18 protein-coding genes are annotated in these 13012 nt (G+C 66.5%); 16 read left to right on the top strand and 2 right to left on the bottom strand.

What is annotated here, in order from left to right:
- Positions 1-141: 141 nt before the first annotated feature.
- From rpsH to rplQ, 16 genes are all read left to right on the top strand, one after another.
- On the top strand, positions 142-540 hold the full coding sequence (gene rpsH / locus DW298_RS03230) for a 30S ribosomal protein S8 (RefSeq protein ID WP_029260924.1): 399 nt from the start codon (positions 142-144) through the stop codon (positions 538-540).
- A 6-nt stretch (positions 541-546) separates the two neighbouring features.
- Entirely contained in the window at positions 547-1083 is a 537-nt protein-coding gene (gene rplF / locus DW298_RS03225) for a 50S ribosomal protein L6 (RefSeq protein WP_136041049.1), read from the top strand.
- 2 nt (positions 1084-1085) lie between these two features.
- Positions 1086-1445: a 50S ribosomal protein L18 gene (gene rplR / locus DW298_RS03220; protein WP_029260926.1), complete on the top strand. Its 360-nt coding sequence runs from the start codon at positions 1086-1088 to the stop codon at positions 1443-1445.
- A complete protein-coding gene (gene rpsE, locus DW298_RS03215) occupies positions 1442-2158 on the top strand; it encodes a 30S ribosomal protein S5 (protein ID WP_136041048.1) in 717 nt (238 codons plus the stop codon). The genes rplR and rpsE overlap by 4 nt, the downstream gene beginning before the upstream one ends.
- Positions 2158-2343 (top strand): 50S ribosomal protein L30, encoded by a 186-nt coding sequence (gene rpmD, locus DW298_RS03210; RefSeq protein ID WP_017201575.1) that lies wholly within the window; start codon positions 2158-2160, stop codon positions 2341-2343. Before rpsE ends, rpmD begins: the two co-directional genes overlap by 1 nt.
- Positions 2343-2978, top strand: coding sequence for a 50S ribosomal protein L15 (gene rplO / locus DW298_RS03205; RefSeq protein ID WP_036302867.1), 636 nt, complete (start codon positions 2343-2345; stop codon positions 2976-2978). The genes rpmD and rplO overlap by 1 nt, the downstream gene beginning before the upstream one ends.
- 182 nt (positions 2979-3160) lie before the next feature.
- Positions 3161-4483 (top strand): preprotein translocase subunit SecY, encoded by a 1323-nt coding sequence (gene secY, locus DW298_RS03200; RefSeq protein WP_136041047.1) that lies wholly within the window; start codon positions 3161-3163, stop codon positions 4481-4483.
- On the top strand, positions 4480-5085 hold the full coding sequence (locus tag DW298_RS03195) for an adenylate kinase (protein WP_136041046.1): 606 nt from the start codon (positions 4480-4482) through the stop codon (positions 5083-5085). The genes secY and DW298_RS03195 overlap by 4 nt, the downstream gene beginning before the upstream one ends.
- 1 nt (position 5086) lies before the next feature.
- Positions 5087-5938 carry a type I methionyl aminopeptidase gene (map, locus tag DW298_RS03190; protein ID WP_136041045.1) on the top strand — a complete coding sequence of 284 codons (852 nt, stop codon included), beginning with the start codon at positions 5087-5089 and terminating at the stop codon, positions 5936-5938.
- Complete coding sequence (locus DW298_RS03185) at positions 5938-6603, top strand: thioredoxin domain-containing protein (RefSeq protein WP_136041044.1); 666 nt, start codon at positions 5938-5940, stop codon at positions 6601-6603. Before map ends, DW298_RS03185 begins: the two co-directional genes overlap by 1 nt.
- A gap of 164 nt (positions 6604-6767) precedes the next feature.
- On the top strand, positions 6768-6989 hold the full coding sequence (gene infA, locus DW298_RS03180; RefSeq protein ID WP_017201569.1) for a translation initiation factor IF-1: 222 nt from the start codon (positions 6768-6770) through the stop codon (positions 6987-6989).
- 64 nt (positions 6990-7053) lie between these two features.
- On the top strand, positions 7054-7170 hold the full coding sequence (rpmJ, locus tag DW298_RS03175) for a 50S ribosomal protein L36 (protein WP_005050492.1): 117 nt from the start codon (positions 7054-7056) through the stop codon (positions 7168-7170).
- 178 nt (positions 7171-7348) lie between these two features.
- Entirely contained in the window at positions 7349-7723 is a 375-nt protein-coding gene (gene rpsM / locus DW298_RS03170; protein ID WP_017829190.1) for a 30S ribosomal protein S13, read from the top strand.
- 31 nt (positions 7724-7754) lie between these two features.
- Positions 7755-8153 (top strand): 30S ribosomal protein S11, encoded by a 399-nt coding sequence (gene rpsK / locus DW298_RS03165; protein ID WP_017829189.1) that lies wholly within the window; start codon positions 7755-7757, stop codon positions 8151-8153.
- Between the two features lie 133 nt (positions 8154-8286).
- Complete coding sequence (locus DW298_RS03160) at positions 8287-9276, top strand: DNA-directed RNA polymerase subunit alpha (RefSeq protein WP_029260932.1); 990 nt, start codon at positions 8287-8289, stop codon at positions 9274-9276.
- A gap of 33 nt (positions 9277-9309) precedes the next feature.
- A complete protein-coding gene (rplQ, locus tag DW298_RS03155) occupies positions 9310-9876 on the top strand; it encodes a 50S ribosomal protein L17 (RefSeq protein ID WP_136041043.1) in 567 nt (188 codons plus the stop codon).
- A 216-nt stretch (positions 9877-10092) separates the two neighbouring features.
- Here the strand turns inward: rplQ and DW298_RS03150 are convergent, their stop codons facing one another.
- Both DW298_RS03150 and DW298_RS03145 read right to left on the bottom strand, forming a co-directional pair.
- Positions 10093-11667 carry an AMP-binding protein gene (locus tag DW298_RS03150; protein ID WP_136041042.1) on the bottom strand — a complete coding sequence of 525 codons (1575 nt, stop codon included), beginning with the start codon at positions 11665-11667 and terminating at the stop codon, positions 10093-10095.
- 92 nt (positions 11668-11759) lie between these two features.
- Positions 11760-12980, bottom strand: a complete 1221-nt coding sequence (locus DW298_RS03145) for a PAS domain-containing protein (protein WP_136041041.1) — start codon at positions 12978-12980, stop codon at positions 11760-11762.
- Positions 12981-13012 lie beyond the last annotated feature (32 nt).

Genomic DNA, 13012 nt, shown 5'->3' with positions numbered 1-13012 from the left:
TTCGACAGGCTCAGGGACCCACGGGTTGCTGAGCCTGTCGAAGCACTCGCCGACATGCACGTACAATTGAAGATTGCGTGTCATCGCAGGCCGTCTGTCGTGTAACGGCAGCCGGAACCTCATGAACAAAGGAAAACAACAATGACAATGACAGACCCGGTCGCAGATCTGCTGACCCGTCTGCGTAACGCGAACTCGGCGCACCACGATTCCGTGACCCTGCCGTCGAGCAAGCTCAAGACGAACATCGCTCAGATCCTCCAGCAGGAGGGCTACATCGCCGGCTGGGAGACCTCTGATGCACGCGTCGGACAGAACCTCACGCTGACGCTGAAGTACGGCCCCAACCGTGAGCGCTCGATCGCTGGTATCAAGCGCGTCTCGAAGCCCGGTCTCCGCGTCTACGCGAAGTCCACCGAGCTCCCCACGGTCCTCGGCGGTCTCGGCGTGGCCATCCTGTCCACCTCCTCCGGTCTTCTCACCGACCGTCAGGCTGAGCAGAAGGGCGTGGGCGGAGAAGTTCTCGCCTACGTGTGGTAATTCGAAATGTCGCGTATTGGACGACTTCCCATCGACGTTCCCGCGGGCGTGACCGTTTCGGTCGACAACCGCGTGGTCTCGGTGAAGGGCCCCAAGGGTGAGCTCACCCTGACGGTCGCCAACCCCATCGAGGTCGCGGTCGAGGAGAACCAGGTTCTGGTCTCCCGTCCCGACGACGAGCGCGAGTCGCGGTCGCTTCACGGCCTGACCCGCACGCTCATCAACAACAACATCATCGGCGTGACCCAGGGCTACACCAAGGGTCTCGAGGTCGTCGGCACCGGTTACCGCGTGCAGCAGAAGGGGAGCTCGGTCGAGTTCGCCCTCGGCTTCTCGCACCCGGTCCTGGTCGATCCGCCCGCCGGCATCACGCTCACGGTCGAGGGCACCACGAAGCTCACCGTCAGCGGGATCGACAAGCAGGCTGTCGGCGAGGCAGCTGCCAACATCCGCAAGATCCGCAAGCCCGAGCCGTACAAGGGCAAGGGTGTGCGCTACGCCGGCGAGAACGTGCGTCGCAAGGCCGGAAAGAGTGGTAAATAACCATGGCTCTCAAGTCAAAGTCTGACGCCCGCGCGCGTCGTCACGCCCGCCTTCGCAAGAAGGTCGTCGGCACCGAGGTGCGTCCGCGCCTCGTCGTCAACCGCTCGGCCCGCCACGTCTTCGTGCAGCTGGTCGACGACAGCAAGGGTCACACCGTCGCGTCGGCATCGACGCTCGAGACCGACCTGCGCTCGCTCGAGGGTGACAAGACCGCCAAGGCCCGCAAGGTCGGCGAGCTTCTCGCCGAGCGTGCGAAGGCTGCCGGCGTTTCCGAGGCAGTGTTCGACCGTGGCGGCAACCGCTACGCCGGTCGTGTCGCCGCCATCGCCGACGGCGCCCGCGAGGGGGGTCTGGCACTGTGAGTGACAACAAGGAGAACGAAGTGACCGAAACGGCTGCTGCCGCTCCCGAGGCGGCTGCTGTCGTCTCTGAGACGGCCGCCGGCACGACCCAGGCTGAGCCTGCTCGCGAAGGCCGCCGCGGTGGCGGTCGCGATCGCAACCAGGGCGGCGGTCGTGACCGCAACTCGCGTGACCGTGGCGACAACCAGTTCCTGGAGCGCGTCGTCACCATCAACCGCGTCTCGAAGGTCGTGAAGGGTGGTCGTCGCTTCAGCTTCACCGCCCTCGTGGTCGTCGGTGACGGCAACGGTCTGGTCGGCGTCGGCTACGGCAAGGCCCGAGAGGTCCCCCTGGCGATCTCGAAGGGTGTCGAAGAGGCCAAGCGCAACTTCTTCCGCGTTCCGCGCGTCGGCAGCACCATCCCGCACCCCGTGCAGGGTGAGGCCGCCGCTGGTGTGGTCCTGCTCCGCCCGGCCGCTGCCGGTACCGGTGTCATCGCCGGTGGTCCGGTCCGCGCCGTGCTCGAGTGCGCCGGTATCCACGACGTGCTGTCGAAGTCGCTCGGCTCGTCGAACACGATCAACATCGTGCACGCGACGGTCGCCGCCCTGAAGCAGCTCGAGGAGCCCCGTGCGGTCGCCGCGCGTCGTGGCCTCGAGTTCGACCAGGTTGCCCCTGCCCGCCTCGTGCGCGCAGAGGCCGAGGCCATCGCCGCACAGAAGGTAGGTGCCTGATGGCCGCGCGACTGAAGGTCACGCAGATCAAGTCCAAGGTGAGCGAGAAGCAGAACCAGCGTGACACGCTGCGCAGCCTCGGTCTCAAGCGGATCGGTGACACCACCGTCCGCCCCGACGACGCGCAGACGCGCGGTTACGTCAAGACCGTCGCACACCTCGTCAAGGTTGAGGAGATCGACTAATGGCTGAGAAGAACGAGGCCGTCGAGGCCGAGAAGGCCCCGAAGAAGGCTGCAGCTCCCAAGGCTGCCGCCGAGAAGAAGCCCGCCGCGAAGAAGGCTCCGGCCAAGACCGCTGCGTCCGCCGCCAAGGCTGACGCTCCGGCCAAGAAGCCGGCTGCCAAGAAGGCTGCGCCCGCGAAGGATGCTCCGGCATCCCGCCCCGGCGTGCTGAAGGTCCACCACCTGCGTCCGGTCCCCGGATCCAACACCGCCAAGACTCGCGTCGGCCGTGGTGAGGGCTCCAAGGGTAAGACCGCTGGTCGTGGCACCAAGGGCACCAAGGCGCGCAACACTGTTCGCGTCGGCTTCGAGGGTGGGCAGATGCCGCTGCACATGCGCACCCCGAAGCTGCGCGGGTTCAAGAACCCGTTCCGCGTCGAGTACCAGGTCGTGAACCTGGAGAAGCTCGCGGAGCTGTACCCCAAGGGTGGCGATGTCACCATCGGCGACCTGGTCGCCAAGGGTGCCGTTCGCAAGAACGAGAAGGTCAAGGTTCTCGGAAACGGCGACATCGCCGTGAAGCTCACCGTTTCGGTCGACAAGGTCTCGGGTTCTGCCGAGCAGAAGATCGTCGCGGCCGGCGGATCCGTCAAGTAACCGCACAATGAGAGGGGCCGGAGATTCTCCGGCCCCTCTCGTCGTTTCACACTCCGAGACCTCGCTCTGGGGCCGCATCCGGCGGGCCTGGTATCGGTGACGAATTCCGGGAACCCCGGATTGCGTTACCCTGGTCTTTCAGCCGTCCTTCGGGAATCGGCAACTTTTCAGGAGGAACGTCCTTGTTTAGCGCCATCGCGCGGATCTTCCGCACCCCGGACCTGCGTCGGAAGATCGGTTTCACCCTCGCCATCATCGCGATCTACCGTCTCGGCTCCAACGTCCCCGCGCCGTTCGTGAACTTCCCGAACGTCGAGGAGTGCCTCGCGGCGAACGCGGGCACCGACGGCCTGCTCGGACTGGTCAACCTCTTCTCCGGCGGTGCATTGCTGCAGCTGTCGATCTTCGCGCTCGGCGTCATGCCGTACATCACGGCGACGATCATCACGCAGCTGCTCCGCGTGGTCATCCCGCACTTCGAGGCGCTGCACAAGGAAGGGCAGGCCGGTCAGGCCCGTCTGACCCAGTACACCCGCTACCTCACCATCGCGCTCGCGCTGCTCCAGTCGACGACGCTCGTGACGGTTGCACGCAGCGGCCAACTCTTCGGCTCGACCGATCTCGCCGCCTGCCAGCAGCTCCTGACGAACGACGTGTGGTGGGCGCAGCTGCTCATCATCATGACGATGACGGCCGGCACCGGACTCATCATGTGGTTCGCCGAACTCGTCACCGAGCGCGGCATCGGCAACGGCATGTCGCTGCTCATCTTCACGTCCATCGCCGCGACGTTCCCCGGCGCCATGGGCCTCATCTGGCAGACCAAGGGCTTCGAGGTCTTCCTGCTCGTACTGCTGGTCGGAATCGTCGTCATGGGTCTCGTCGTCTTCGTCGAGCAATCCCAGCGGCGGATCCCGGTGCAGTACGCCAAGCGCATGGTCGGCCGCCGCACGTACGGCGGCACCAACACGTACATCCCGATCAAGGTGAACATGGCGGGTGTGATCCCCGTGATCTTCGCGTCGTCGCTGCTGTACATCCCGGCCCTGATCGCGCAGTTCAACACTCCGCAGGACGGATCGACGCCGCCCGAGTGGGTCAGCTGGATCACCGCGAACTTCACGACGGGCAACAGCCCGGTCTACATGGCCGCGTACTTCCTGCTGATCATCGGCTTCACCTACTTCTACGTGGCGATCACGTTCAACCCGGTCGAGGTCGCGGACAACATGAAGAAGTACGGCGGGTTCATCCCCGGCATCCGTGCGGGTCGTCCGACCGCCGAGTACCTCGACTACGTGCTCACCCGCATCACGCTCCCGGGCTCGCTGTACCTCGGTCTGATCGCCCTCATCCCGCTGATCGCACTGGCCACGGTCGGCGCGAACCAGAACTTCCCGTTCGGCGGCGCCTCGATCCTCATCATCGTCGGTGTGGGTCTCGAGACGGTCAAGCAGATCGACGCGCAGCTGCAGCAGCGACACTATGAAGGGCTCCTCCGATGACAGCATCCGCACGTCTTCTCATCGTCGGCCCGCAGGGCTCCGGCAAGGGCACGCAGGGCGTGCGCATCGCCGAGTCCTACGGCATCCCGGTCGTCTCGACCGGTGACATCTTCCGCGCGAACATCAAGGAGGGGACGCCGCTGGGCCAGCAGGTCACGGCGATCCTCGACAAGGGTGACCTCGTCCCGGACGAGCTGACGAGCGAGATCGTGCGCGATCGGCTGTCGCAGGAAGACGCGGCTCACGGGTTCCTGCTCGACGGGTACCCGCGCAACACCGCGCAGGTCGCACATCTGGAGTCGTTCCTCGCGGAGCGGGGGGAGTCGCTCGACGCGGTCATCCTCCTCGACGTCCCGCGCGAGGAGAGCCTCGAGCGTCTCACGCTCCGTGCCACCGAGCAGGGCCGTTCGGACGACACGCCTGAGGCCATCGGCCACCGTCTGGACATCTACGAGCGCGAGACCGCTCCGATCATCGAGGTGTACGGCGCCAAGGGCATCGTCGACCGCATCGACGGCACCGGCGCTCTCGACGACGTCACCGAGCGGATCACGGCGGCTCTGGCCGCTCGTGGACTCCGCCTCGCGGCCTCCGCCTCCTGAGATGTTCCGCCGGTCGATCTACAAGACCCCCGCTCAGCTGAGCGCCATGGTCGAGCCGGGGCTCATCACCGCCGCGGCCCTGGAAGCCGTCCGCCCGCTGATCAAGGCCGGCGTCACGACGCTCGAGCTGGACGCGGTGGCCAACCGCACCATCCTGGCCCGCGGCGCGGAGTCGAACTTCCAGCTGGTGCGCGGCTACCACCACACCACGTGCATCTCGGTGAACGAGCAGGTCGTGCACGGGATCCCGGGTGAGCGGGTGCTGCAGCCCGGTGACATCGTCTCGGTCGATTGCGGCGCGCAGTTCAAGGGGTGGAACGGCGACAGCGCGATCACGGTGGTGGTCCCCGACCCGCAGCGGCCCGAGCTGGTCGCACAGCGCGAAGAGCTCTCGCGTGTGACCGAGGGGTCCATGTGGGCCGGCATCGCCGCCATGGCATCCGTGTCGTCGATCGACGAGATCGGCGCGGCGATCCAGGACTACATCGAGGCCCAGGGGCCGTCGGCGGTGTCGGGGGAGCCGTACGGCATCCTCCGTGAGTACGTCGGCCACGGCATCGGGCGCAAGATGCACGAAGCGCCCAGCGTCTTCAACTACCGCACGCCGGACCGCGGTGAAGAGGTCAAGCCGGGCCTGGTGCTCGCGATCGAGCCCATGGTCACGGCGGGTGGGGATTCGACGTTCATCGAGGACGACGACTGGACCGTCACGACGGTGGACGGCACGGACGGCTCCCATTGGGAACATAGCGTCGCCCTGCATGATGGGGGTATCTGGGTGCTGACTGCGCCCGATGGCGGAAGAGCCGGACTCGCTCCCTTCGGAGTCGAGCCTCGAGAGATCGGAAAGTAATGGCAGCGGCGAAGAGCAACACCAACTGGTTCGCGATCGGCGTCTCCATCGCCGTGGTCGTGGTGCTGGTGGCGATCGGTGGACTCGTGGTGTTCCTCAACCAGCAGGCGACTTCGCCCGGTGCGGCACCCAAGGCCAACGACACGTTCAATTCGGAGACCGGTGCGATCTCGTTCGGCGACGGCGAGGACACGGTCGCGGTGTTCGTCGACTTCCAGTGCCCGATCTGCGCCAGCTTCGAAGAGCAGTACGGGGAGCAGCTGGAAGCGGCTGCCGCCGATGGTCGTATCACCCTCGAGTACCACCCCATCGCGATTCTGGACCGCTTCTCGCAGGGCACCGAGTACTCGTCTCGCTCCGCCGGCGCGGCATTCTGCGTTGCGGAGTCGAACCCGGATCTCTACCTCGATTACTCCAAGACGCTTTTCGAGAACCAGCCGGCAGAGAATTCCGCCGGTCTCACCACCGACCAGCTCGCCGAGTTCGCATCGCAGGTCGGCGCCGACGACGCGGTCTCGTGCATCACGGACGAGACGTACCGCAAGTTCGGAGCGGCGCAGGCGAAGGCCCATGACATCAAGGGCACGCCGACCATCGAGGTCAACGGCAAGCGCCTCGACCTGCAGGCCGGCGAGATCACCGAGATGGAGAAGCTGATCGGTTGATCCGACGGCTTCCCGCCGCGGACGGTCAAGTTGCCGGATGGCTCCGGAGCGTCTAACATAGATCTTTGGTGCTTTGTGCCTTGATTCGGCGTGTCCGTCGGCGCAGCACCACAAACCAATCACCCACCGCAGATCGACCGATCTGCAGAAGCGTCAGCGAGGCTATGGCTAAGAAAGACGGTGTCATCGAGATCGAGGGCGTGATCTCCGAGGCTCTGCCCAACGCGATGTTCCGCGTTGAGCTCAGCAACGGACACAAGGTCCTTGCAACGATCTCCGGCAAGATGCGACAGAACTACATCCGCATCATCCCCGAGGACCGTGTGGTCGTGGAGCTCAGCCCCTACGACCTGACCCGCGGCCGTATCGTCTACCGCTACCGCTGATCGGTCGAGAAGTAACGGCCTGCCCCTGCCTGGGGCGGTACGAAGACAGCGAACAGGAAACATCATGAAGGTCAACCCCAGCGTCAAGCCCATCTGCGATCACTGCAAGGTGATCCGCCGTCACGGCCGCGTCATGGTGATCTGCAAGAGCAACCCGCGTCACAAGCAGCGCCAGGGCTGAGTCCCCGGCGGGCCTGCCGATCCGATCGACGGGCCCGAGCTGCGCGGCATCGCTCACGCACATCTCATAACTGAAAACACAACGGCAGGATCAGAACTCGCGCAAGCGAGGGACACCTCGGGGCGGAGGCCCGGGCACCGATCCTGTTCCATACCTCCACAACACCCAGGAGAACCGCATGGCACGTCTTGCCGGCGTTGACATCCCGCGCGACAAGCGCGTGGTGATCGCCCTTACCTATATCTACGGCGTCGGCCGTACCCGCTCGGTCGAGATCCTCAAGGCGACGGAGATCGACGAGAGCATCCGCGTGAAGGACCTCAGCGACGACCAGCTGATCGCCCTCCGCGACCACATCGAAGGCAACTACAAGGTGGAGGGTGACCTGCGCCGCGAGGTTGCAGCAGACATCCGCCGCAAGGTCGAGATCGGCTCCTACGAGGGCATCCGCCACCGTCGTGGTCTCCCGGTCCGTGGTCAGCGCACCAAGACCAACGCCCGTACCCGCAAGGGCCCGAAGCGCACCGTCGCAGGCAAGAAGAAGGCCCGCTAAGCGCGGCCCCAGGGACTAGGAGAACACTTTCATGGCTGCACCCAAGGCCGCCGCGCGCAAGCCGCGCCGCAAGGAAAAGAAGAACATCGCGCTGGGCCAGGCCCACATCAAGTCGACGTTCAACAACACGATCGTCTCGATCACCGACCCGTCCGGCGCTGTCATCGCCTGGGCATCGTCGGGTGGCGTGGGCTTCAAGGGCTCCCGCAAGTCGACCCCGTACGCCGCCGGTATGGCTGCCGAGTCCGCAGCCCGCCAGGCCGCGGAGCACGGCGTCAAGAAGGTCGACGTCCTCGTGAAGGGTCCGGGCTCCGGCCGCGAGACCGCGATCCGCTCGCTGCAGGCCGCAGGCCTCGAGGTCGGTTCGATCCAGGACGTCACGCCCCAGGCGCACAACGGCTGCCGTCCGCCGAAGCGCCGCCGCGTCTGATACGCGCCTCGAGCCGCTCGGCCCTTCGGGGTCCGAGCGGCTCGACGCCCGCGTACGGGCATCGACTTCCACAACTCAAAACCTCACCCCACCACATGTCATATAGCGGGCATGTGATCGAAAGGAACACAGAGTGCTTATTGCACAGCGTCCCACACTGACCGAGGAAAAGATCGTCGAGAACCGTAGCCGGTTCATCATCGAGCCTCTGGAGCCCGGCTTCGGTTACACGATCGGCAACGCGCTGCGCCGCAGCCTGCTGTCGTCGATCCCCGGTGCTGCTGTCACCAGCGTTCGCATCGACGGCGTGCTGCACGAGTTCAGCACCATCCCCGGCGTGAAGGAGGATGTCACCGAGATCATCCTCAACATCAAGCAGCTGGTCGTCTCCTCGGAGCGCGACGAGCCCATCACGGCGTACCTGCGCAAGACCGGTTCGGGCGAGGTCACCGCCGCCGACATCTCGGCTCCGGCCGGTGTCGAGGTGCAGAACCCCGAGCTCGTCATCGCGACGCTGAACGAGACCGCCAAGTTCGAGCTCGAGCTCACGATCGAGCGTGGCCGTGGCTACGTCTCGGCGACGCAGAACCGCAACGAGTACGCAGAGGCCGGTCAGATCCCGATCGACTCGATCTACTCGCCGGTCCTCAAGGTCAGCTACCGCGTCGAGGCGACTCGTGCCGGTGAGCGCACCGACTTCGACAAGCTCGTCCTCGACGTCGAGACCAAGTCGGCGATCAGCCCCCGTGACGCCGTCGCTTCGGCTGCGAAGACGCTCACCGAGCTGTTCGGTCTCGCCCGCGAGCTGAACGTCGAGGCCGAGGGCATCGAGATCGGCCCGGCGCCGGTGGAGGCTGTGAACTCCAGCGAGCTGTCGATGCCGATCGAGGACCTCGACCTGTCGGTCCGCTCGTACAACTGCCTGAAGCGTGAGGGCATCAACACTGTTTCGGAGCTCGTCGCCCTTTCGGAGACGCAGCTCATGAACATCCGCAATTTCGGCCAGAAGTCGGTCGACGAGGTGCGCGACAAGCTCATCTCGCTCGGTCTGTCGCTCAAGGATTCGGTGCCCGGTTTCGACGGCGCCCACTTCTACGGCGGCAGCGAAGACGAGTCCTTCTGAAACCCGACCTTTCTGACCAGGAGTTAGACGATTATGCCCAAGCCCACTAAGGGTCCCCGCCTCGGAGGCGGCCCCGCACACGAGCGCCTCATGCTTGCCAACCTCGCGGCGGCGCTCTACACCCACAAGTCGATCAAGACGACCGAGACCAAGGCCAAGCGCCTTCGTCCGCTCGCCGAGCGTCTGATCACCTTCGCCAAGCGTGGCGACCTGCACGCGCGTCGTCGCGTGCTGTCGGTCATCGGTGACAAGGAAGTCGTGCACATCCTGTTCTCCGAGATCGCACCGCTCGTCGCCGAGCGCGAGGGTGGCTACACCCGCATCACGAAGGTCGGCAACCGCAAGGGCGACAACGCTCCGATGGCCGTGATCGAGCTCGTTCTCGAGCCCGTCACCCCGAAGGCGAAGTCGACCAAGAAGGCTGCTGCTGCGCCGAAGGCCGACAAGGCCGAGAAGCCCGCCGAGGACGCTCCGGCTGAGGAGACCCCCGCTGAGGAGGCTCCCGCTGAAGAGGCCACCGACGCCGGTGCCGAGTCGCAGGCCGAGGGCGAAGCAGCCGAGGCTGCCGCCGAGGACGCTGTCGAGAAGAAGTCCGAGTAAGCACTTCGCTCAGGAAGAAGCCCTCCGCCCCAATTCGGGGCGGCGGGCTTCTTCGTTTTCCGGGCCTGTGTCGTGGCGACGATCAGCGGAGTAGCTGACGATTCGCCGAACCTTTCGCCCGATTCCGCAGTGGATCGTCAACTCCTCGGTGGATCGTCCGGGGCGGTGGCGCGGACGTGGCCGGGATGGACGTCGCGACGGGATGGTGGCTGCGGGTCAGCGGGCGCGCAGATCCTTGCGGAGGATCTTCCCGGAGCTCGACTTCGGGATCACGTCGATGAACTCGACCTGGCGCACCTTCTCGTGCGGGGCGACGCGGGCGGCGACGTGCGCCATGACGGCATCCGCGTCGAGGTCGGCATCGGGCTGCCGCACCACGAAGGCCTTCGGCACCTCCTGGCCGTCTTCGTCGAGCGCACCGATCACGGCGGCGTCGGCGATGGCGGGGTGTTCGAGCAGCACGGCCTCGAGCACCGCGGGAGCGACCTGGTAGCCCTTGTACTTGATGAGCTCCTTGAGCCGGTCCACGATGCGGTAGACGCCGTCGGGGGTGACGGTCGCGACATCCCCGGTGTGCAGCCAGCCGTCGGCGTCGAGCATCTCCGCCGTGGCGTCGGGGCGGTTCAGGTAGCCGACCATGACCTGCGGGCCGCGCACCCACAGCTCGCCCGGCTCGCTGGCGCCCTCGGCGGGCACGGCCACGTCCTCGCCCGATTCCGGATCGACGAGCCGCGCCTCGGTGTTGGGTACGAGGGGACCGATGGCCGAGCGGTCGATGTCGGTGCGCGTCTCGGAGGTGAGGTTCACGGCCGGGCTCGTCTCGGTCATGCCGTAGCCCTGGGTGACGATGCACCCGAGCCGGTTGGCCACCGCCGACGCCAGAGCGCCGTCGAGCGGAGCGGCTCCGGAGAAGACGACCTTCACCGACGAGAGGTCGTACTGGTCGACGATCGGATGCTTCGCCAGCGCGACCGCGATCGGGGGCGCGACGAAGACCCAGGTCGTCCGGTGCTCCGCGATGATGCGGAGGAACTCGGGCAGATCGAACTTCGGCATCGTGACGAGTCCGGCGCGCTGACGGAGGGCGAAGTTCAGCAGCACGGTCATGCCGTAGATGTGGAAGAAGGGGAGCACCGCGAGGAGTCGGTCGCTCGCCCCGACGCCGAGCACCGGCCTGCACTGCGACACGTTGGCCACGAGGTTCCGATGCGTGAGCATCACGCCCTTGGGGCGCCCGGTCGTGCCGGAGGAGTAGGGCAGGACGGCCAGGTGCGTCGCCGGATCGAACGACACCTCCGGCGCGTGATGCCCTTCGCTCAGCAGCGCGGGCAGCGACGGATGGCCCTCCGCTCCGTCGAGGACGATCACGTGATCGGCGGCGAAGCCGAGCTTCTCCGCAGCCGCCTGCGCCCCGGGGAGCAGCGGGGAGACCGTCACGAGCCAGGTCGCCCCGGCATCGGTGAGCTGATTCGCGATTTCTTCCGCCGTGTAGAGGGAGTTGATGGTCGTCGCCGTCGCGCCCGCGCGGAGGATGCCGTGGAACACCGTCGCGAACGCGGGGATGTTGGGACACAGCACGCCGACCGTGGTCCCCACACCCACTCCGCGGGCGGCGAGGGCTCCTGCGAAGAGGTCGATATGCCCGACGAGCTGCCGGTAGCTGGTGGTCGCCCCGCTCACCCCGTCGATCAGCGCGATCGAGTCGAGCTCGGTCTCGTCGAGCCCGCCGAAGAGGAACTCGTGGATGGAGACCTCGGGGATCTCCACATCGGGATAGGCGCTGCGAACCATGAGATCTCCTTCGATCCGGGGATGCCGACGTCGTCGTCGAATGCGATCCAGTGTCGCACACAACGGCACCGGGTCCCAGAGATCGGAAAGGGTCAGACTGCACCGTTCAACCGGTAGCGCGTGCTCGGCCGGCCCTTCGTCGAGTAGTCGAGTGTGCGGATCGCTCGGCCGGTGCTCGCGAGATGCTCGAGATAGCGTCGTGCGCTGACCCGGGAGATGTCGACGTCCTCGCCGATCTCCGTCGCGGAGGCATCGGGGCGCGCTGCGAGCGCCGCGGAGACACGGTCGAGGGTCTCGGCGCTGAGTCCCTTGGGGACGCCGAACCGCTGACGGAACGCGATGATCGCATCCGCGGCCTCGACACGGCGGACGACGTCGTGCAGCTCGGTGTGATCCCGGAGCAGCAGGGTCGCCCCGATGCCGCCGCCGTCCGCGTCGCTGCCGGTGCTCCGCGCGACGAGCACGTGGGAGCCGATGATCACGGGCCGCCCCGCCGACTCACCCTCCCGGAGCACGGTCGTCAGCTCGGCGCCCAGCACCTCCGCGGCGGGAGCGCCGTCGAGGTCGGCGGCATCCCGGCCGAGGAATCGCGCGGCGGCATCGTTGACCAGTGTGATCCGCCCGGCTCCGTCCACCGTGATCACGCCTTCGCTGAGACCGTGCAGCGTGGTCTCCTGGTTCTTCACGAGCGCGGCGATCTGATGGGGCTCGAGGCCGTAGATACGACGACGGATGATCGAGGTCACCCACGCCGAGCCGAACACCCCGAACACGGCGGCGGCGAGCATCGCCGAGATCAACCAGGCGAGGTTGGCGGTGAACTCCTCGTTCAGCTCCGACTCGAGGATCCCGACCGACGCGGTGCCGATGACGATGCCGTCGTCGTCGCGGATCGGCACCTTGACCCGCCAGGACGTGCCGAGCGTTCCGGTCTGCGTGCCCACGAAGATCTCACCGGAGAGGGGTATCGAGGGGTCGGTGGAGACCTCCTCGCCGATGCGGTCCGGATTCGGGTGCGAGTAGCGGATGCCGTCCTCGTCGGCCACGACCACATACGCGAGATCGGATGCCTCGCGGATGACCTCGGCGATCGGCTGGATGGTGGTCGAGGGCTCCGGAACATCGAAGGCGTCCAGGACAGTCGGCAGCGCGGCCACCGACTGCGCCACCGCCTGCATCCGATCCTTGTAGGCCTCGCGGAGAGCCTGCTCCTGGAAGGCCCCGGCCACGATGCCGGTCGCCAGGGTCACCAGGAACACGATCAGCGCCTGGAGCAGGAGCAGCTGCACGCGGAGCGTCATCTTCGAGGCCACCTGATCATTGTCGCGCCTGCGTGAGGGCCCCG

The organism is Microbacterium sp. A20, from assembly GCF_004794515.1.
GTDB lineage: Bacteria > Actinomycetota > Actinomycetes > Actinomycetales > Microbacteriaceae > Microbacterium.
The sequence above is the reverse complement of the archived record's forward strand: the minus strand, read 5'-3'. Positions and strand labels throughout refer to the sequence as shown.